Raw genomic sequence first — 18,977 nt, forward strand, 5'->3', positions numbered from 1 at the left:
TTATTTTATAATTCTTCATTACCTTTTTACCTTTATTTTCCGCTTGCAAAGGTAACCATTCCAACAGAAACCGGCAATCCTCATTTATATGGATTTTTGGTCTGGAAGTTAGAGAAGTTATAGAGAGTTAGAGAAGTTAAAGCCATTACCCATCTTACTTGCGCATTAAAAGCTCATAGCATATTCAAACAACGCATTTGGCTATAACTTCTATAACTCCCTATAACTTCTATAACTTCTTAAATAAGATCAATAATTCTCCGCCCCGCATACAGGACACCGCCCCTTACTGCCCATACGGGCACCACAACTACCACACACATAGGCACAACGGAAACGCGTAAAATACATGCGCAGGGCAAAATAAACATAAGCGGCATACATAACATAACCGACATAATACAGGGTGGCTATGCTGAACACAATATAATTTATGGCACACACACCGGCAAGGCCGCACAGATAAAGTAACGCATCGCTTGCCGGAAGCAGATTGCGGGCAACGTCAACTACGGCAAGGCCGACTATCAGCATGGCCCATACCGATATAAGGAATATGCCAAGAATCGGTGAAACGATAAACGGATTGAGTGTGGAATGGAAATAGAAATGCTCCCACGTATCAGGCGCAAAAAGCTGTATACTGGCATATAGCGTAGCGCTCGACGCGACGATTAAGGCCAACAACGTAGGATAAAAAGAACCGATATCATTGAAATGCACTATTTTTGCGTTGCGCTGGAATATCGTACGCATAAGATATGCCACGGATATCACGCTTATGATGATAAGGAACACAACGAGATGCGTATCCGAAAAGGCCGAGATAAACTGTGATATAGGATCGCTCGGGACTACGGAAGCCAGCAACGCAGATTCATGCACCCAGCCGAACGTACTCTGGTCACGTGCGACCTGTATCCACACAGAGTCAACAAGGTCGGTAGGTATGATCCTTATTTCCGCCACGGCGATATGGTCATGCCTATAAACGGCAAGCGTGTCGGTGTGCATGTTATTAAGGACCTCTTCCGGCTGTTGCTTGACAAGCTGGACGGAATCAGCCTTGACCACGAAATTATAGTTCAATGAATAATAATGCGTAGCAACAAAATGTAGCGAGTCCTGCTGTTCCTGAGTAAGCGCAATCGTATCCTTTGGAGCGCTATCCTTGTCATTGCACCCGACAAAGGCCGCCAATACCGTAACCGTAATAAGCACGGCAAGCGTAGTACGCAATATTTTAATCGTCGGCATATACATTCATTTTACATTCCATACAATCAAACTCCAGCCTGAACCTTCTCCCGTCAGGCAACCTGAGAAATAAAGGAGCGCGCCATTCCGGTTTTTGCCCGCCATACTTCACGCACCGCCCAAGCGAGAACCTTATGCAATGCCGGCATTGCATAAGCAACGCACCTTTAGGCATGCTTATCTCGTAAGCTTCAGGCAATCCGCCTTTTCCTTCACGGACATAAAAATTCCGGGCAAGACGATTGGAGATATTGTAATTGTAATACTTATCATTACACAAAAGACGAACGGAGCGTACATCTTCGCACGAACGTTCCGTTTCCTGACGCTTGCGGACAAGCGGCACATCGTGCAACTTGTCAACCACCCTCCTTCGCATACCCGCAAGAACACTTGAAGGGATAAAATAATTGAAACCTACCGGCAACAACTTTACGTCACGACACTCATATGGAGTATTGCCGAGCTTCGTAAGTTGCCTTACAATGTTATCACGTTGCGGAGTCTTAGCCTCCTGCTTATCCAAGACAACATCATCATGCACCGCCATCACGCCTTCAACGCTTACCTCAAGGCGGAAACCGTCATCCGTAGCCTCCAGACACATCGCCAACGGTATCTTGCGCTCGGCACTCTTACGCGCAAGAAGTTTCTCAAAAGCATGGTCGTTATTTCGGTATATCTCCATGCCGCGGCACAAGCCTCTCGGCATTTTCAATGGATAAATCTTATTTCCGTCCGCCCGATTGACCCTGAAGCCTTCAAGTTCACGTTTACCATTGACAAAACATAGTCCGTCTCCATTGGCGAATGACGCGGTTCCCGCTATACTAAACGAATTATTGTGCACTTCCTTGACTTTGCCAACATACTCGCCAATAGACTTGGGCGTATCGAAGGATATAATGGAAGATTCACGTCCTTTCAGGAAATAATCGGTAAAACCACGATTAAAAGTCTTGTCAAGACTTGGAGTAAAAGTATAGCTACATTTACCGAACGAAGCCCTGCAATATTTATCGGGATGGCGTTTTACTATCCCGTCAAGCCTACGGCTATAAGCGGCCGTCACATTCTTGACATAAGTGATATCTTTCAAACGCCCCTCAATCTTAAACGACGTCACGCCTGCATCCGCCATCTGTTCAATGGAATCAATGCGGCACATATCCTTCAAGGACAGTAAATGCTTACCTGCTACAATCCTTTGTCCGGCTGAATCTTCCAGGTCAAACCTCAAGCGGCAGAACTGGGCGCACTCTCCGCGGTTGGCACTACGCCCAAAACAATATTGCGAGGCATAGCACTGTCCTGAATAACTTACACACAGGGCGCCATGGACGAATGCCTCTATCTCTACACCGGGCACATCACGGTGTATTCCGGCAATATCGGTAAGCGACAGCTCACGGGCAAGCACCACGCGCTTAAAGCCATGTGCCGCAAGCCAAGCCACTTTTTCTTTCGTACGGTTGTCGGTCTGGGTGCTCGCGTGGAGGTCTATTGGCGGCAGGTTCATCTCCAGAATGCCCATATCCTGAACAAGTATGGCGTCAACGCCCACATCATACAACCTCCATATCAACTCCTCGGTGCCTTTCAGCTCGTCATCGTAAATTATAGTGTTTACGGTCACGTACACCTTTGCCCCAAACGTATGCGCGTATTTACACAACTCGGCGATGTCGCCTACCGGATTGCCCGCCGCCTGGCGCGCCCCGAAACGCTCGGCACCGATATACACAGCATCGGCTCCATGGTCGATAGCCGCCATGCCGCACTCAAGGTTCCTGGCAGGAGAGAGAAGCTCTAAATAATTCATAATTCATGATTCATGATTGGCGGGATGTATCTGTAATTGTAATTTGTAATTGGGCTATTAGCCTTATTCGGCTTATTCGGTTTATTTGGCTTATTAGCCCTATTCGGCTTATTTGGCTTATTTGGCTTATTAGCCCTATTTGGCTTATTAGCCTCATTGGCCCAATATCCATCATGCCTTTACTCAATCTTGTCGATGTCATACGGTGTTTCCTGGTAAACGTAGTAGTTTATCCAGTTATTGAAGAAGAGGTTGGCGTGCGCGCGCCATGTCACTACGGGCGGATTGTCGGGATTGTCGTCCTTGTAGTAGTTTACTGGCATGTCTACGTCGTCGCGCTTGCCCATGTCGCGCTTGTATTCATTGCCGAGCGTGTCGGGAGAATACTCCAGATGGCCGGTGATGAAGAACTCGCGCCCGCCGCGCGCCATCACTATGCCCGCGCCGCTCTCGGGCGACTCGGCCACGAGCGTCAACGCCTTATTAGCCACAATGTCTGAACGCCTCACCTCGGTATGTCGGCTGTGGGGCATAAAGAAATAGTCGTCGAACCCGCGGAATATCGGCAACAAGGGGTCGGTAACGTATTGGCGGAACACGCCGAACATCTTTTTCGGCAACGTGTGTTTCTGTATTCCGTAATGATAGTACAGCCCGGCCTGCGCCGCCCAGCATATATACAACGTACTGGTGACGTGGCTCTTGGCCCAGTCGAAAATGGTGGCCATCTCGTCCCAGTAGTTAACTTCCTCAAAGGGCATTAGCTCCACGGGCGCCCCGGTTATTATCATGCCGTCGAACTTCCGCGTCTTCAATTCGTCGAAATCCTTGTAGAACATCATCATATGCTCTATCGGCGTGTTCTTCGGCGTATGGCTTTTCAGCTTCATGAAGGTTACGTCCATCTGTAGCGGCGTGTTCGAGAGCAGGCGTATCAGGTCTGTCTCGGTTGTTATCTTCAACGGCATGAGGTTAAGTATCACTATGCTAAGGGGACGGATGTCCTGAGAGTGCGCCCTCGAGGTATCCATCACAAAGATGTTCTCGCGCTTCAGGGCGTCAATGGCCGGCAACTTGTCAGGTATTCTTAACGGCATTATTTGTTCCTTTCTTTATTATCCTGGGCAAAAGTACAAATAAATTAAGAGTTAAGAGTTAAGAATTAAGAAAATTTGCCCTATTTGGATTATTCGGCTCATCTGGCTTATTTGCCTTATCCGGCCTATTAGGCCCATTAGCCTTAAAAGAGAGCGAGCAGGCAAGGCTTGTCTCCTTGTCTGCTCGTCACCCGTTTACTTGTATCTTAAAAAATACTTACCAGAGCTTCAGGCGTTCGTTCTCGGGCAAGTACATCTTGTCGCCTGACTTCACGTTGAATGCCTCATACCAAGCGTTGATGTGCGGCAGGGCACCGTTCACGCGCCATTCGCCAAGCGAGTGGGGATCCATCTTGGTGAGCTGGCGAATCTCCTCCTCGGTGATGTTGGCCGCCCATACGCCGGCGTACGCCAGGAAGAAGCGCTGGTCGGGCGTCAGTCCGTCGATGGTCTTCAGCGGAGCGTCCTTGGTGGCGTTCTTGTATGCGTTGAAGGCAACCTCGAGTCCTCCGTGGTCGGCCAGGTTCTCGCCAAGCGTCAGCTTGCCGTTGGCGTTGAGGTCGGGCAGCACCTTGATGGCAGAGAAGAAGTCGGCATACTTCTCGGCACGGGCGTTGAAGTTCTCGGCGTCAGAAGCCGTCCACCAGTCGGTCATGTTACCGTTTTTGTCATAATGGCGTCCCTGGTCGTCGAATCCGTGCGTCATCTCATGGCCTATCACCACGCCGATAGCACCGTAGTTGAATGCGTCGTCGGCCGTAGGGTCGAAGAAAGGCACCTGCAGGATACCTGCCGGGAAGCAAATCTCGTTGGTCGTCGGGTTATAGTAGGCGTTGACGGTCTGGGGTGTCATGAACCACTCCTCCTTGTCAACCGGCTTACCGGCACGATAGTCGATGTCCCACTTGTTCCAGAACTCGCGGCACTTCTGTACGTTCTCGTAGTAAGAGAGTTTCGGGTCGATTACCAGTCCCGACATATCCTTCCACTGGTTGGGATATCCTATCTTTACATAGAACGCGTTGAGCTTGTCAAGCGCGGCCTGCTTTGTGGCGTCGCTCATCCAGTCTTGCGCCTTGATGCGCTCGGCGAGCGAAACCTGGAGATTCTTCACGAGCTTCTCCATACGCTCCTTTGACGAGGCTGGGAAATAACGCTCTACGTACATCTTGCCGAGAGCTTCGCCCATCTGGCCTTCCACCTGGCTCGTGGCGCGCTTCCAGCGCGGATGGTCCTCCTTGCGTCCCGACATGGTGCGACCGAAGAAGTCGAAGTTGGCAGCCTGCACGTCGTCGCTAAGATAGCTCGCGGCCGAGAGTATCACGTCCCACTCCATATAGGCGCGCAGCTCGTCGGCGGTCATCTTAGCCAACACATCGTCGGCACCCTTGACGAAGCTGGGCTGGCCTACTACCATCTCCTTGAAATACTCGGTCTTCACGCCCTCGGCGTTGAGCATTTTGGTAAGGTTGACATGAGGATACGATTTCTCGAACTCCTCGAGAGTCATCTTGTTATAATTGGCCTCAACGTCACGCAGCTCGGTTCTCGACTTGGATACCTTGGCAAGCGCCGTTTCCACCTTGAGGATGTTCTCCATCTTCTTCTGCGCGTCGGCCTCCGTGAAGCCGAAGAGCTGGAACATGCGCACAACGTGCTTCTTGTAGGCGTCGCGGATGGCGGTAGTAGCCGAGTCGGTATCAAGATAATACTCCTTCTGTCCGAGTACGAGTCCGCCCTGGTAGATGTTGAGGATGTTCATCTTGGCGTTCTTCTCGTCGGCACCGAAACCAATGCCCATGGGCACTCCGTAGCCGAATGCGGCGTACTTGAGCTGAAGCGCATGAAGGGCGTCTACGGTCTTGGCTCCTTCAAGTTCGTTGATAAGCGGCATTACCGGTTTCACGCCGTCCTGGTTGCGGCGCACCGAGTCCATCGCCAGCTTATAGAAGTCGCTCAGTTTCTGCTCGGTAGAGCCTTGCGGATAGGTGTTCTTCAGCAGGTCGGTAAGGATTGAGTTAATACGCTCGTTGTTGTCCTTGGCCAGCTTGTCAAAGCTACCGTAACGCGAATAAGCGGCGGGAAGCGGATTCTTCTTCATCCATCCTCCGCACGCGTACTGGAAGAAGTCGTCGGCCGGACGAACGCTATTGTCAAGGTTCGTCAGGTCTATGCCCGACTTCAGTTGTGCCTGGGCGCCGGCCACCATAGGTGCGGCGGCAAACAGCACAACGGGAATAATGTGTTTCATTTTCATAAGCGTTTTATTTTTAAGTAAAACATTTCTTTTTAGGAGTTATGGAGTTATGGAGTTATGGAGTTAAGGAGTTAAGGAGTTAAGACAAATGCCTTGCCAACTGTAATTGTAATTTGTAATTGGCCAAATAAGGCAAATAGGCCGAATAAGCAATTGAACTCTTAATTCTTAATTCTTCATTCTTAATTCTTCATTCTTCATTCTTCATTCTTTCCTCCTCCTCTGCCAGCCGCTCCCATCGTTCCACCTCCTCGTCCAAGGCACGCTTGGTGTCGGTATATTCGGTGACGAGAGTCATGTCGCTTGCGTTCTCGGGTTGCGAGAGCAGGGCGTCGAGCTCCTTGAGGCGTCCCTCCATGCAGGCAATCCTGGCCTCGCTGTCCTCCACGGCCTTGCGCGCCTTGCGCAAGAGTTTCTGCTGCTCCTTACGCGCGGCGTAGTCTTCTTTAGTCGACGAGGGACGAGCAGACGAGTCGACAAGGAGATTTGACTTGTTGACTTGTTGACTAAGCATATCTCCTTGTCTGCTTGTCTGCTTGTTGACTTGTTGACTTACAAGCTTGTTGACTTGTTGACTTACAAACTTGTCCGCTTGTTGACTTAAAAAATCGTATATTCCCCCGATATGCTCCCTCACGCGGCCGCCGCCGAACTCGTAGACCTTGGTGACGAGGCCGTCGAGGAACTCGCGGTCGTGGCTCACGATGATGGCCGTGCCGTCAAAGGCGCGGATGGCCTCCTTGAGCACGTCCTTCGACGCCATGTCCAAGTGGTTGGTAGGCTCGTCGAGGATGAGCAGGTTGACCGGCTCGAGCAACAGGCGTATCATGGCAAGGCGGCTGCGCTCGCCGCCGCTGAGCACGCGGACGTACTTCTCCGAGGCCTCGCCGCCGAACATGAACGCGCCCAGTATGTCGTTAATCCTCAGGCGCACCTCGCCACGCGCCACGTCGTCTATCGTCCGGCGCACGGTGATGTTGCCGTCGAGCAGCTGAGCCTGGTTCTGGGCGAAGTAGCCTATCTCCACGTTGTGCCCTATCTTGAGCGTGCCCGTGAAGGGGATCTCGCCCATGATGCACTTTACCAGGGTTGACTTGCCCTCGCCGTTGCGGCCAACGAAGGCCACCTTCTCGCCGCGCTTTATCGAGAGGTTGACGCCCGAGAACACCACGTGGCCGCCATAGGCCTTGCCCACCCCGTCGCACACTACGGGCCAGTCGCCGCTACGCTGGCACGGCGGAAACTTCAGGCGCATGGCCGAGCGGTCCACCTCGTCTATCTCTATGGGCACGATCTTCTCCAGCTGCTTTATGCGGCTCTGCACCTGCACGGCCTTCGTCGGCTTGTAGCGGAAACGCTCAATGAAGTCCTTTATGTCGGCAATCTCCTTCTGCTGGTTCTCGTAAGCCCTGAGCTGCTGCTCGCGGCGCTCGGCGCGCAGGCGCACGTACTCGTCGTACTTCACGCGGTAGTCCACTACGCGGCCGCAGCTTATCTCTATCGTGCGGTTGGTCACGTTGTTGATGAACGCCCTGTCGTGGCTCACCAGCACCACCGCCTTGGCTCCCTGCGCCAGGAACTGCTCCAGCCAGCCTATGCTCTCAATGTCGAGATGGTTGGTAGGCTCGTCGAGCAACAGCACGTCGGGGCGCTCGAGCAATATCTTGGCCAGCTCGATGCGCATGCGCCATCCGCCGCTGAACTCGCTCGTGGGTCTGTCCAGATCCTCGCGCCCGAAGCCCAGCCCCATCAGCGTGCGCTCTATGTCGGCCTCGTAGCCGTCGGCGCCCATCATCATGTAGCGGTCGTGCTCGCGGGTGAAGCGCTCCACCAGAGCCATGTACTCCGCCGACTCGTAGTCGGTTCTTTCCGCCAGCTCGGCCTCCATGCGGTCGAGGCGCTCCTTCAGGGCAGTGTTGCCGGCAAAGGCCTTGCGCGCCTCCTCGCGCACGGTGGTGTCGTCGGTGAGCACCATCACCTGCGGCAGGTAGCCTATCGTGGTGCCCTGAGCGGCGCTCACCGTGCCCTCCGTAGGCTGCTGCCGGCCGCAAAGTATCTTAAGCAGGGTAGACTTGCCCGCGCCGTTCTTGCCCACGAGAGCTATGCGGTCGCGGTCGCCGATGACGAACGTCGCGTCGCTGAACAGCGGCTTGGCGCCGAACTCTACCCGTAAATGTTCTACCGAAATCATATTTTCTCTTTTAGAGAGTTAAAGTCAAAATGCCCACCACGATAGTACGTTATCCCGAGCCAACCTCTACATTGCAATCAGGCATGATCCGAATTAGGCAAACAGGTCGAACCGGCCAAGACAAACAAGGCAAGCAAGTCAATCCTTCACTACCCCACTTTTCACTATTAACTTAAATCATCCTGCAAAGTTACACTTTTTCCAAATTCCATCAAAAATATTGTATAAAATAAATGACAATATGCCCATATAATGCTTTTAAAGCATTGACGATACTGCCTTTCTTTATAAAATGTGAACACGAAAAAGATGAACGGAATACAATATGGAATGAAACAAAAAGACAGCCTGTAGCTGGACTGTTTGTAAAAGACCGTCTTTCGCTGCTTAAAAGGTGGCTTTTTAGACGACAAAAGACGGCCTTTTACAACACGAAAGGCCGCCTTTTACAAACACGCCGACAATAAGCCGGACTACATTAGGCAAAATCCGCATTTATACTTGTTGCCGCATCCTGCGCATACACTCTACCAATCCGAGTTTATTAAACATATAGAAGCGCTCTATTTGCTCAGGAGTGTCATTCTCCAGAAGTATCAACAACTCTTTTGCAAACTCAAGGTATCCCGTACCGTTGGCCGTTACGACGCACCCGTCTGAAACGGCTTGGGCGTCTACATAGCCCGCTTCGTTAGTATAACCAGCTCCGCCCCATGCACGCAACTGCTCCAATCCGTTGCCCGTATGCCTTATGCCGTTAAGGAAGCCGTGGCTTGCCATGAAGGCCGCGGCATTGCATATAGCGCCGACTATTATGCCCTTTGACATTGCACGGCGCACAATCGGCGCTACGCTATCGGACAGATTCCTGTCAAGCCAGCCGAAACCGCCTATCAACACCAATGCGGCATAATCATCAGGCATGGTGTCGAACGAGTAATCGGGCAATGTGCTGAAGCCGCTACAAGAGCGGACAGCGGCCAACGTAGGCGCCACCACCTTATTTATATATTTGGGATGTTCCTTCACGTTACGTTCATCACACGCAATGGCGGAAGCAAGGAACACCGCCTCATGGTCGGCATACCGGTCAAGCAATAAGTAAATTACTTCGTTTTTCATCATTTATATTCTTTTTATGGTTTGACATTTACGTTTTGACATTTCTTCGGCAAAGGCCTGCCCACCATGTTCCTTGATATATCGAATACAAGCGGAACGGTCAGAGTTAAACAGAAACGCAAACACTTTACCTATCCAATTGGAATATACCTTGCATTCCTTTACGTCATACGGGCACTCCGCACAAGTGCCGAACTCGTTTTTACGGCAGCATGAACGGATTTTACACCACGTTGCTTTTTCGTTACGCCTGCAACCTGGACATTTCCCTGCAAGAAACTTACGGCAGGCTCCACAATAAAGGCCGCAAGCTGCAATGTTAGTTATATCAGGGATTATCGCTTTCATGGCAGTTGAATGTTTGAGCGTGAGAACTCTCCGTTAATCCAGAACGTGGCCTCCGTTCCAATAAAATGCAGAAGCACATAACCCGGGTCGGCAGGCCCGCTGGGGAAGTGATGTACAAACCAGTCTTGCCACATATCCTTGCGTACGGCATCGTCAGTGATAATCTCTACTCTACCGCGCAAGGCAACGCCGTCACCATAACGGTCATAGCATAGCCCCGCCTTGTTGTTAGCCTTAAAGTCATTCACTTTCACGGAATCCGCGCTTGTTGCCATCCATACGTCGTTATATGCTTCGGCATGTATTTTAGACATCTGCACAGGACGCGGATACCCGTCGGCATCTATCGACACAACGGTTACGTTTTCGCATTGGGCGAGCAGGTCAGCTGCTTTCTCTGTAATTGTCCTTGGGTCTTTTTCCTTCCATCGCTTCAAGGTAGGGAAATATCCAAGCATTTGTTCCTTTGCCTGCACAGCCGTAAGGTTTTGCCCGCTCTCGGCGTTAAGCTGGTCGATAAATTGCAGACAAAATTCAATCATCTGTGTCATGGTGAAGTTTTGCGTAAACCTGCCATCCTTATAGCAATACTTGCAATAATCCGGGCAAAGGCTTCCGTCTGCCTCTGTACCATGATTGGTACCGTTAAGCGGCATACCGCAACTTTGACAAAATTGTTGTTCCATAGCAAATTTGTTTATCGTGCCTGTAAGCTCCTACTACAGGCGGTTGTTAAATGCAGAAGCGTGGAACTGTATGCCACGTCCTTGTGTACAGGTGCTAGGAAAACCTTTATGAACAGATGTGGAAATAACAGCCCCACGCAGATGCGTGGAGACCATCATACCTTCTCCTGTTCAACGTGATTGAAGTTTCCTAGGCTTTGTACACGCAGGAAGAAGACATAACGCCTCTTATTATCAATATGTTTTAGAAAGAGTTGCCTCTAACCGATTACAAAAGTAAAGAATTTATGTGACATTATAATCATCTTTAAACGGTTTTCTTTATTTTTAAACAATTAATATTGTCCGTTCGACTATTTTGTTCATAATTAAACAAAATTTGGCGACAATGGCATTTCTCCTGGCGCTCCCATCATTCGTCCACCAAGACCAAGTCGGCCATAACCATATCGCTGACGTAAATGCCGCGGCGGGTAAGGTGAAGGCGGCCGTCGGTAACGGCAAGCAATCCGTCGGTAATGTAATGCGAGGCTCCGTTGAGCAGGGTGTCGCGGTATGCCGAGCCGAGGCGAAGGGCAAGGGCGTCGAGGCTGATACCCTCACGGGTGCGCAGGGCGGTGGTTATGATGTCGTTGAAGGTGGTGCGGGCGTCAAGCTCCTCCCGCTCCATGGGCACGCGGCCTTGGGATATACCGTCGACGTAGCGGGCGATGTCGGCAACGTTCCATTGGCGCGAACGCAGGTCGAACGAGTGGGCGGCAGCACCGAGGCCTATATACGGCTCTTGCCTCCAATAGCTCGAGTTATGGCGCGAGCGGAAGCCTGGACGGGCGAAGTTGCTTATCTCGTAATGCTCGTAGCCTGAGACGGTAAGGCGGTCAACGAGTTCGTCGTACATGGCGAGGCTAAGCTCGTCGTCAATCTCGCTTACACTACCTTTCTCGAGCATGGCGTAAAGGGGCGTACCCTCCTCGTACATAAGGCTGTATGCCGAGATATGCTCCACGCCGAGGCCGACGGCACGGGAGATGTCGTCGCGCCATTCGGCGATTGTTTCGCCTGGGAAGCCGAACATCAGGTCAATGCTTATGTTGGATATGCCCGCCCTGCGGAGGTTGTCCACCGCCATGGGTATGTCTGCCGAGCCGTGCCTGCGGCGCAAGAAGCGCAGACGGGCGTCGGAGAAGGTCTGCACACCCATGCTGACACGGTTGACGGGAGTGCGGGCGATGGCATGGGCGAAGTCTGGCGTAACGTCGTCGGGATTGCACTCGACGGTAACCTCTGCCTGCCTGTCGATGTCAAACACCTTATATATATATGACAAAAGACCAGCAAGCACATCAGCGCCAAGCACGGACGGCGTGCCTCCGCCAACATATACGGACGTGAACGGACCGCTGATGTATCCGCGCCTCAACTCGGCCTCACGGCATACCGCCTTGACATACTCACGCCGCACATCAAGCCGCGTGGTGGAGTAAAAGCCGCAATATACGCAACGGCTCTTGCAAAACGGGATATGGATATAGATTCCGGACACGGTTTTTAAATTAAAAAATGAACAATTAAAAATGAATAACTACCAACAAGGCTTTCAGATTTTCATTCTACACTTTTCATTTTCTATTGAATTTGCGTACAAAATTACTAATATGTTTTAATTTTTATATGCTTTCCGTCATTTTATTTTGCCAGTTTAGGTAAAAATGTGTAACTTAGAGGCCAATATTTTGTAACAAACTTAAATCTATATTTTTATGAGAGTTTATCAGACTAACGAGATTAAAAACATCGCATTGCTTGGCAGTGCGGGCTCGGGCAAGACTACTCTTGCCGAAGCCATGTTGTATGAGAGCGGCGTGATAAAGCGCCGCGGTAGTGTAGAAGCCAAGAACACGGTAAGTGACTATTTCCCGGTTGAGCAGGAATACGGCTACTCGGTATTCTCAACCGTTTTTAACGTAGAGTGGAACAATAAGAAGCTTAATATCATTGATTGCCCGGGCGCCGACGACTTCGTAGGCCAGGCCATCACCGCCATGAACGTTACCGACCAGGCGCTAATCCTTATCAACGGCCAGTACGGACCTGAGGTCGGCACGCAAAACAACTTCCGTTACACGGAGAAATTGAAGAAGCCGGTGATATTCCTCGTCAACCAGCTTGATAGCGACAAATGCGACTTTGACACGATAATATCCAGCATGAAGGACATATACGGTCCGAAGTGCGTCCAGATACAATACCCGATAGAGACAGGACCGGGCTTCAACGCCCTCATCGACGTGCTCCTGATGAAGAAATATTCATGGAAGCCCGAAGGCGGAGCGCCCATCATCGAGGACATCCCCGCAGAGGAGATGGACAAGGCAATGGAACTTCACAAGGCTCTCGTGGAAGCTGCCGCCGAGAATGACGAAACCCTGATGGAGAAATTCTTTGAGGAGGAAACTCTCACCGAGGACGAGATGCGCGAGGGAATACGCAAGGGACTCGTTACAAGGTCTATCTTCCCTGTATTCTGCGTTTGCGCAGGCAGGAGCATGGGCGTAAGACGATTGATGGAGTTCCTCGGCAACGTGGTACCTTTCGTAAGCGAAATGCCTAAAGTACACAACACTCGCGGCGAGGAAGTTCCGGCCGAGACAAGCGGTCCCGAGTCGCTTTACTTCTTCAAGACCGGCGTAGAGCCGCACATCGGCGAAGTGTCATACTTCAAGGTGATGAGCGGAAGCGTGAAGCCGGGCGACGACCTGAGCAATGCCGACCGCGGCTCGAAGGAGCGTATCGCCAACATATACGTGTGCGCGGGAGCTAACCGCCAGCCAGTGGATTGCCTCAACGCGGGCGACATAGGATGTACCGTAAAATTGAAAGACGTAAAGACGGGCAACACCCTGAACGGAAAGGATTGCGACAACAGGTTCGACTTCATCAAGTATCCTAACTCGAAATACTCGCGCGCAATCAAGGCCGTAAACGAGGCCGACACAGAGAAGCTTATGGCCGCTCTCACCAAGATGCGCCAGGAAGACCCGACATGGGTGGTTGAACAAAGCAAGGAGTTAAGGCAGACAATTATACACGGACAGGGTGAGTTCCACCTGCGCACGTTGAAATGGCGCCTCGAGAACAACGAGAAACTGCCCGTGAAGTTCATCGACGCCAAGATTCCGTACCGCGAGACCATCACAAAGGCAGCGCGCGCCGACTACCGCCACAAGAAGCAATCGGGAGGTGCCGGCCAGTTCGGCGAGGTTCACCTCATCGTAGAGCCGTATGCCGACGGTATGCCCGACCCCGTTTCGTATAAGTTCAACGGACAGGAGTTCAAGATGAACATCAAGAGCAAGGAAGTAATCGACCTCGAATGGGGAGGCAAACTCGTGTTCATCAACTCAGTAGTAGGCGGTGCCATTGACACACGCTTCATGCCCGCCATCCTGAAAGGTATTATGGAGCGCATGGAGCAAGGCCCGTTGACAGGTAGCTACGCCAGGGACGTGCGCGTTGTAGTGTACGACGGAAAGATGCACCCCGTAGACAGTAACGAGCTCTCGTTCATGCTCGCGGCACGCCACGCCTTCGCCGACGCCTTCAGGAACGCAGGGCCGAAGATCCTCGAGCCGATATACGACCTCGAGGTGTATGTCCCGGCCGACTTCATGGGCGACGTAATGAGCGACCTGCAGGGACGCCGCGCCCTGATAATGGGTATGGATAGTGAGGCCGGCTACCAGAAGCTACAGGCCAAGATACCACAAAAGGAACTTGCAAGCTACTCTATCTCGCTAAGTTCACTCACAGGTGGCCGCGCATCATTCACCACCAAGTTCGCAAGTTATGAGCTTGTGCCGAATGAGATACAACAAGAGCTCATAAAAGCACACGAAGCTGAAATGAGCGACAAGGACGAGTAAAACCATCCATAACATATTATGACGGGCAGGCAACGGCTCACTACCGATTGCCTGCCCGCTTATTGCGCAAGTACACGTACAATATCTTGAAACCATAAATGAGAAAAATCATACTTGTCACCGGAGGACAACGGTCTGGCAAAAGCGTATATGCCGAGAAGCTTGCGCTAAGCCTCTCGCCAACCCCCGTATATCTTGCCACGGCCCATGTCTGGGACGACGAATTCGCCCTGCGCGTAAGACGCCACAAGGAAAGGCGCGGCCCGCAATGGGAGAACATAGAGGAAGAGAAACACTTAAGCCGTCACGACATAACCGGCAAAGTGGCCGTGATAGATTGCATCACGTTATGGTGTACCAACTTCTTCTTCAACCGTGACGAATACGGACGGCAACCATCTGTTGAAGAAGCGCTTGCCGAAATAGAACGTGAGTTTGACCGCTTTACCGACCAAGACGCCACATTCATCTTCGTAACTAACGAAATAGGGAGCGGAGAGGTAAGCAACAACGCCGTACAACGCCGCTTCACCGACATGCAGGGATGGATGAACCAATACGTAGCCGCCCGTGCCGACGAAGTAGTACTCATGGTCAGCGGCATTCCGGTGAAAATAAAAGGATAGGAATATAAAGGTAAAAGAGTAAAAAGGGGCTTGGAAGGCGAGAATGCATATTTTCTTAATTCTTAACTCTTAATTTCCAAGGCATTTGGCTTTAACTCCTAACGAGCGTAGCGAGTGATAACTCCTTTAACGTCTTTAACTACTATACTTTAACTTCTTTACTCCTGAAATGACAACAAATGAGAACATACAATATCCATAAGCCTGACGCGGCATTGCTTGACGCCATCAGACACAAGATAGACAATCTCAACAAACCCAAAGGCTCATTGGGAAGGCTCGAGGATTTGGCCATGCAGATATGCCTTATCCAGCAAACACTTACGCCGAAGCTCAATAATCCCTGCCACCTGTTGTTCGGCGGCGACCACGGAATTGAGCACGAGAAAGTAAGCGTATCGCCACGTGAAATAACGTGGCAACAAATGCTCAACTTCGCGAAAGGCGGCGGAGGGGTGAACATGTTTTGCCGGCAACATGGATTCAAGCTATATCTTGTCGACGTAGGGGTTGACTATGACCTAAGCAATTGCCATGAAATATATAACCGGAAGATTGCCCCGGGAACGGCCAACTTCATCGACGGCCCGGCCATGAGCGAGGAACAATACCGGCAGGCGCTTGACGTAGGAGCCGAATTCGTGGACAAATGCCATGCCGACGGATGCAACATTGTATGCGTAGGCGAGATGGGTATTGCCAATACGTCGCCCTCAAGCGTATGGATGAGCCTGCTCGGAGACATACCCCTTGATGAATGTATCGGCGCGGGTGCCGGACTTGACAATGCCGGCATAAGGCATAAATCCGACGTATTGAACCGCGCGGTAAACCGTTTCATATCCGAAACGGGTGGAAAGGCCGATACTAACACAGTGATACGCTACTTCGGAGGTTTCGAAATGGTAAGCGCCGTAGGCGCAATGTTGCGTGCCGCCGAACTCGGACTTATCGTATTGGTTGACGGATTCATCATGACGGCATGCGCCCTGGCGGCCGTAAGGCTATATCCGGAAGCCAAAGAATACATGATATTCGGACACGTAGGCGACGAGAACGGCCACCGCCGCCTGCTCGACTTGCTCGGTGCCCAGCCATTGTTAAATCTCGGACTCAGGCTCGGAGAAGGCACCGGAGCTCTTTGCGCCTACCCTATTGTTGAAAGTGCCGTAAGAATGATTAACGAAATGAATAACTTTGACAATGCGCATATCACTAAATACTTTTAAATGGTATGACCCCGCCTGGGCGGCTTTCATATTCTTCACACGCCTTCCATTATGGCGAATACACGAACCGCCGCGCGAATGTTATCGCTCGGTAGTTGAGTTCTGGCCGCTCGTAGGCTGGCTTACCGGGGGCATAATGGCCGCCGTGATTTACTTCGGAAGCTTTATCATGCCACATGCCATCGCCGTACTTCTTGCCATCGCGGCAAGGATACTTGTGACCGGCGCGTTGCACGAGGACGGCCTGGCCGACTTCTTCGACGGCTTCGGAGGAGGCGGCAACAACCGCCAACGCATACTCGACATCATGAAAGACTCGCGCATAGGCACTTACGGCGTTATCGGACTGGGGTTGTACATGCTCATCCTGTTTTTCTCATTATCGTCAATGCCGGCCAAATTGGCGGCTCTTACGATATTGGCGGCCGACCCGTTTTGCAAGATGGTATCGGCGCAGATAATCTCCATGATGCCTTACGCACGGACGGAAGACGAAGCCAAGGCGCGCGTGGTGTACCGCAAGATAAACCTGAAGGCGGGTATAGGCCTGTTCATACAGGGTATATTGCCGCTCGTATTTCTAATCTTTGCCGTCGACGGGAGGATACGTTGGGATTTGCTCATCTTCGCCCCATGCCTTGTTATGTACTTTCTGTATCTCATGATATGGCATAAGATTAAGGGATACACGGGCGATTGTTGCGGCGCGATATTCCTTCTCACCGAACTTTCATTCTACCTCTGCGCAACATATCAGTTTTTTAACAACAACGCATTATGGACATTGTTTTAGTAAGACATACCAGCGTGGGTGTACCCAAGGGCACATGCTACGGTTGGAGTGACGTGCCGGTGGCCGAAACATTCGAGAGTGAAGCCGCCATGACAAAGATAAACCTCGGCGATGAGCCGTTCGACGCCGTGTACTCGTCACCCCTGACAAGGGCAAGAAAGCTGGCCGAGTATTGCGGCTGGCCGGAGCCTATCGTTGACGACAGGCTGAAGGAGATGAACATGGGCGACTGGGAGATGAAGCTGTTTGACGAGATCGAGGACGAGAACCTGCAACGCTGGTACGACGACTACATGCACCTGGCGGCAACCAACGGCGAGAGCTTTCCCGTATTGTACGCCCGCGTGGCCTCGTTCCTTGACGAACTGAAGACCAAGCCCTACCGGCGCGTGGCCATATTCGCCCATGGCGGCGTGCTCATCTGCGCCGGAATATACGGAGGGTTATTTCCCGAGAAGGATTGCTTTAGCCACCTTGTACCCTTCGGAGGAACGGAAACGATAAATATTTAATTAAGAGTTAAGAAAACCTGCCTCAACAAAAGAACATTCTCCACTTACAATTACGGAATTACAGATAATGCTTCTCCTTAATTAACCCTCAACCAATGAACGCCTTAATAAAAGCCTCAGAGAATGTCCAACACCGTGCATGGAATATCATACGCCAAACCAAAGTAATGGATATATGGACTGCCCACGGCGCCGAGGTCAACGTAGTAGGCTCGCTTGCCATGGGGCTTATGATGAAACACCTTGACATCGACCTGCACGTATATTCATCACCGTTGACGATAAAGGCAAGTTTCAACGCAATGTCGCAAATCGCCGAATGTCCCGGAATAACCAGAATAGAGTGCCGCAACCTGCTCGACACCGAGGAGGAGTGTATAGAATGGCATGCCTGGTACGTAGACGGGCAGGGCGACACATGGCAAATCGACATTATACACATAGTGAAGGGGTCGAAGTACGACGGCTATTTCGAACGCATGGCACGCCAAGTGAAACAAGCGTTGACCGACGATACGCGCCTCGCCATACTACGCCTCAAGAACGAAACTCCTGACAACGAGCACATAATGGGCGTAGAATATTACCAAGCCGTGCTGAAATACGGCGTCAGGACAATGCCCGAATTCATCGAATGGCGCAAGTCACACCCTACTGACGGCATTTTAGAATGGACACCGTAATACTTCACGCACCATTAACAAAGCAAACATAAATCGTAAACAACATGAAAATTGACCATATCGCAATGTACGTGAAAGACCTCGAAACGGCAAAAGAGTTTTTCATAAAGTATTTCGGAGCGACTCCGAACGACATGTACCACAACCCAAGAACAGGACTAAAGACGTACTTTCTGTCGTTTTCGGGTGGTTCTCGCCTCGAGATAATGTCACGCCCTGGCACGGCAGACCATCCCAAAAGCCGCCTTGACAACGGCTACATACACATGTCGTTCAGCGTGGGCGGCAGGCATAAGGTGGACGAACTTACCCTTACATTAAGACAAGACGAGTATAAGGTAACCGACGGTCCGCGGGTTACCGGCGACGGGTATTACGAAAGTTGCGTGGAAGGGCCGGAAGGCAATCTGATAGAAATCACCGAATGACAC

The 18,977-nt window shown here is 51.3% G+C and carries 16 protein-coding genes; 7 read left to right on the plus strand and 9 right to left on the minus strand.

The features are described 5' to 3' along the window. Nucleotides 1-249: 249 nt before the first annotated feature. The 9 genes from H6A34_RS04575 to hemW all read right to left on the minus strand — a co-directional run bounded on the left by H6A34_RS04575 (nucleotide 250) and on the right by hemW (nucleotide 12,323). The gene (locus H6A34_RS04575) at nucleotides 250-1,257 is read right to left on the minus strand and encodes a zinc ribbon domain-containing protein (protein ID WP_205103755.1); all 1,008 of its coding nucleotides are present in this window, start codon (nucleotides 1,255-1,257) and stop codon (nucleotides 250-252) included. Beyond that, entirely contained in the window at nucleotides 1,244-3,079 is a 1,836-nt protein-coding gene (locus tag H6A34_RS04580) for a peptidase U32 family protein (protein WP_205103757.1), read from the minus strand. The genes H6A34_RS04575 and H6A34_RS04580 overlap by 14 nt, the downstream gene beginning before the upstream one ends. A gap of 179 nt (nucleotides 3,080-3,258) precedes the next feature. Then, nucleotides 3,259-4,176 (minus strand): homoserine O-acetyltransferase MetA, encoded by a 918-nt coding sequence (metA, locus tag H6A34_RS04585; protein WP_205103759.1) that lies wholly within the window; start codon nucleotides 4,174-4,176, stop codon nucleotides 3,259-3,261. A gap of 217 nt (nucleotides 4,177-4,393) precedes the next feature. Beyond that, nucleotides 4,394-6,433 carry a M13 family metallopeptidase gene (locus H6A34_RS04590; RefSeq protein ID WP_205103761.1) on the minus strand — a complete coding sequence of 680 codons (2,040 nt, stop codon included), beginning with the start codon at nucleotides 6,431-6,433 and terminating at the stop codon, nucleotides 4,394-4,396. Nucleotides 6,434-6,623: 190 nt separating this feature from the next. Then, nucleotides 6,624-8,624, minus strand: a complete 2,001-nt coding sequence (locus tag H6A34_RS04595) for an ABC-F family ATP-binding cassette domain-containing protein (protein WP_205103763.1) — start codon at nucleotides 8,622-8,624, stop codon at nucleotides 6,624-6,626. Nucleotides 8,625-9,119: 495 nt separating this feature from the next. Then, nucleotides 9,120-9,746 carry a DJ-1/PfpI family protein gene (locus tag H6A34_RS04600; RefSeq protein WP_205103810.1) on the minus strand — a complete coding sequence of 209 codons (627 nt, stop codon included), beginning with the start codon at nucleotides 9,744-9,746 and terminating at the stop codon, nucleotides 9,120-9,122. Between the two features lie 3 nt (nucleotides 9,747-9,749). Further along, nucleotides 9,750-10,094 carry a DUF3795 domain-containing protein gene (locus H6A34_RS14910; protein WP_021948972.1) on the minus strand — a complete coding sequence of 115 codons (345 nt, stop codon included), beginning with the start codon at nucleotides 10,092-10,094 and terminating at the stop codon, nucleotides 9,750-9,752. Beyond that, nucleotides 10,091-10,780: a zinc ribbon domain-containing protein gene (locus tag H6A34_RS04605; RefSeq protein ID WP_205103765.1), complete on the minus strand. Its 690-nt coding sequence runs from the start codon at nucleotides 10,778-10,780 to the stop codon at nucleotides 10,091-10,093. Before H6A34_RS04605 ends, H6A34_RS14910 begins: the two co-directional genes overlap by 4 nt. A gap of 412 nt (nucleotides 10,781-11,192) precedes the next feature. Then, complete coding sequence (gene hemW, locus H6A34_RS04610; RefSeq protein WP_205103767.1) at nucleotides 11,193-12,323, minus strand: radical SAM family heme chaperone HemW; 1,131 nt, start codon at nucleotides 12,321-12,323, stop codon at nucleotides 11,193-11,195. 217 nt (nucleotides 12,324-12,540) lie between these two features. Between hemW and H6A34_RS04615 the strand changes: the two genes are divergently transcribed. The 7 genes from H6A34_RS04615 (at nucleotide 12,541) to H6A34_RS04645 (ending at nucleotide 18,974) form a co-directional block, all read left to right on the plus strand. Then, nucleotides 12,541-14,703, plus strand: a complete 2,163-nt coding sequence (locus tag H6A34_RS04615) for an elongation factor G (RefSeq protein ID WP_021948969.1) — start codon at nucleotides 12,541-12,543, stop codon at nucleotides 14,701-14,703. A gap of 98 nt (nucleotides 14,704-14,801) precedes the next feature. Beyond that, the gene (gene cobU, locus H6A34_RS04620) at nucleotides 14,802-15,329 is read left to right on the plus strand and encodes a bifunctional adenosylcobinamide kinase/adenosylcobinamide-phosphate guanylyltransferase (RefSeq protein WP_205103769.1); all 528 of its coding nucleotides are present in this window, start codon (nucleotides 14,802-14,804) and stop codon (nucleotides 15,327-15,329) included. A 179-nt stretch (nucleotides 15,330-15,508) separates the two neighbouring features. After that, a complete protein-coding gene (gene cobT / locus H6A34_RS04625) occupies nucleotides 15,509-16,558 on the plus strand; it encodes a nicotinate-nucleotide--dimethylbenzimidazole phosphoribosyltransferase (protein WP_205103772.1) in 1,050 nt (349 codons plus the stop codon). After that, complete coding sequence (gene cobS / locus H6A34_RS04630; RefSeq protein WP_021948966.1) at nucleotides 16,533-17,351, plus strand: adenosylcobinamide-GDP ribazoletransferase; 819 nt, start codon at nucleotides 16,533-16,535, stop codon at nucleotides 17,349-17,351. Before cobT ends, cobS begins: the two co-directional genes overlap by 26 nt. Continuing rightward, nucleotides 17,336-17,863, plus strand: a complete 528-nt coding sequence (gene cobC / locus H6A34_RS04635) for an alpha-ribazole phosphatase (RefSeq protein ID WP_205103774.1) — start codon at nucleotides 17,336-17,338, stop codon at nucleotides 17,861-17,863. Before cobS ends, cobC begins: the two co-directional genes overlap by 16 nt. Nucleotides 17,864-17,958: 95 nt before the next feature. Further along, on the plus strand, nucleotides 17,959-18,546 hold the full coding sequence (locus tag H6A34_RS04640; protein WP_205103776.1) for a phosphoglycerate mutase family protein: 588 nt from the start codon (nucleotides 17,959-17,961) through the stop codon (nucleotides 18,544-18,546). A gap of 44 nt (nucleotides 18,547-18,590) precedes the next feature. Continuing rightward, the gene (locus tag H6A34_RS04645; RefSeq protein WP_205103778.1) at nucleotides 18,591-18,974 is read left to right on the plus strand and encodes a VOC family protein; all 384 of its coding nucleotides are present in this window, start codon (nucleotides 18,591-18,593) and stop codon (nucleotides 18,972-18,974) included. The last annotated feature ends 3 nt before the right edge of the window (nucleotides 18,975-18,977 follow it).

Origin of the sequence: Marseilla massiliensis (assembly GCF_016899855.1) — a bacterium.
GTDB lineage: Bacteria > Bacteroidota > Bacteroidia > Bacteroidales > Bacteroidaceae > Prevotella.

Bases quoted from the DNA above. Each gene is read 5' to 3' on its own strand.
- H6A34_RS04575 (WP_205103755.1), bottom strand. From the start codon at position 1,257: ATGCCGACGATTAAAATATTGCGTACTACGCTTGCCGTGCTTATTACG.
- H6A34_RS04580 (WP_205103757.1), bottom strand. From the start codon at position 3,079: ATGAATTATTTAGAGCTTCTCTCTCCTGCCAGGAACCTTGAGTGCGGC.
- metA (WP_205103759.1), bottom strand. From the start codon at position 4,176: ATGCCGTTAAGAATACCTGACAAGTTGCCGGCCATTGACGCCCTGAAG.
- H6A34_RS04590 (WP_205103761.1), bottom strand. From the start codon at position 6,433: ATGAAAATGAAACACATTATTCCCGTTGTGCTGTTTGCCGCCGCACCT.
- H6A34_RS04595 (WP_205103763.1), bottom strand. From the start codon at position 8,624: ATGATTTCGGTAGAACATTTACGGGTAGAGTTCGGCGCCAAGCCGCTG.
- H6A34_RS04600 (WP_205103810.1), bottom strand. From the start codon at position 9,746: ATGAAAAACGAAGTAATTTACTTATTGCTTGACCGGTATGCCGACCAT.
- H6A34_RS14910 (WP_021948972.1), bottom strand. From the start codon at position 10,094: ATGAAAGCGATAATCCCTGATATAACTAACATTGCAGCTTGCGGCCTT.
- H6A34_RS04605 (WP_205103765.1), bottom strand. From the start codon at position 10,780: ATGGAACAACAATTTTGTCAAAGTTGCGGTATGCCGCTTAACGGTACC.
- H6A34_RS04615 (WP_021948969.1), top strand. From the start codon at position 12,541: ATGAGAGTTTATCAGACTAACGAGATTAAAAACATCGCATTGCTTGGC.
- cobU (WP_205103769.1), top strand. From the start codon at position 14,802: ATGAGAAAAATCATACTTGTCACCGGAGGACAACGGTCTGGCAAAAGC.
- cobT (WP_205103772.1), top strand. From the start codon at position 15,509: ATGAGAACATACAATATCCATAAGCCTGACGCGGCATTGCTTGACGCC.
- cobS (WP_021948966.1), top strand. From the start codon at position 16,533: ATGCGCATATCACTAAATACTTTTAAATGGTATGACCCCGCCTGGGCG.
- cobC (WP_205103774.1), top strand. From the start codon at position 17,336: ATGGACATTGTTTTAGTAAGACATACCAGCGTGGGTGTACCCAAGGGC.
- H6A34_RS04640 (WP_205103776.1), top strand. From the start codon at position 17,959: ATGAACGCCTTAATAAAAGCCTCAGAGAATGTCCAACACCGTGCATGG.
- H6A34_RS04645 (WP_205103778.1), top strand. From the start codon at position 18,591: ATGAAAATTGACCATATCGCAATGTACGTGAAAGACCTCGAAACGGCA.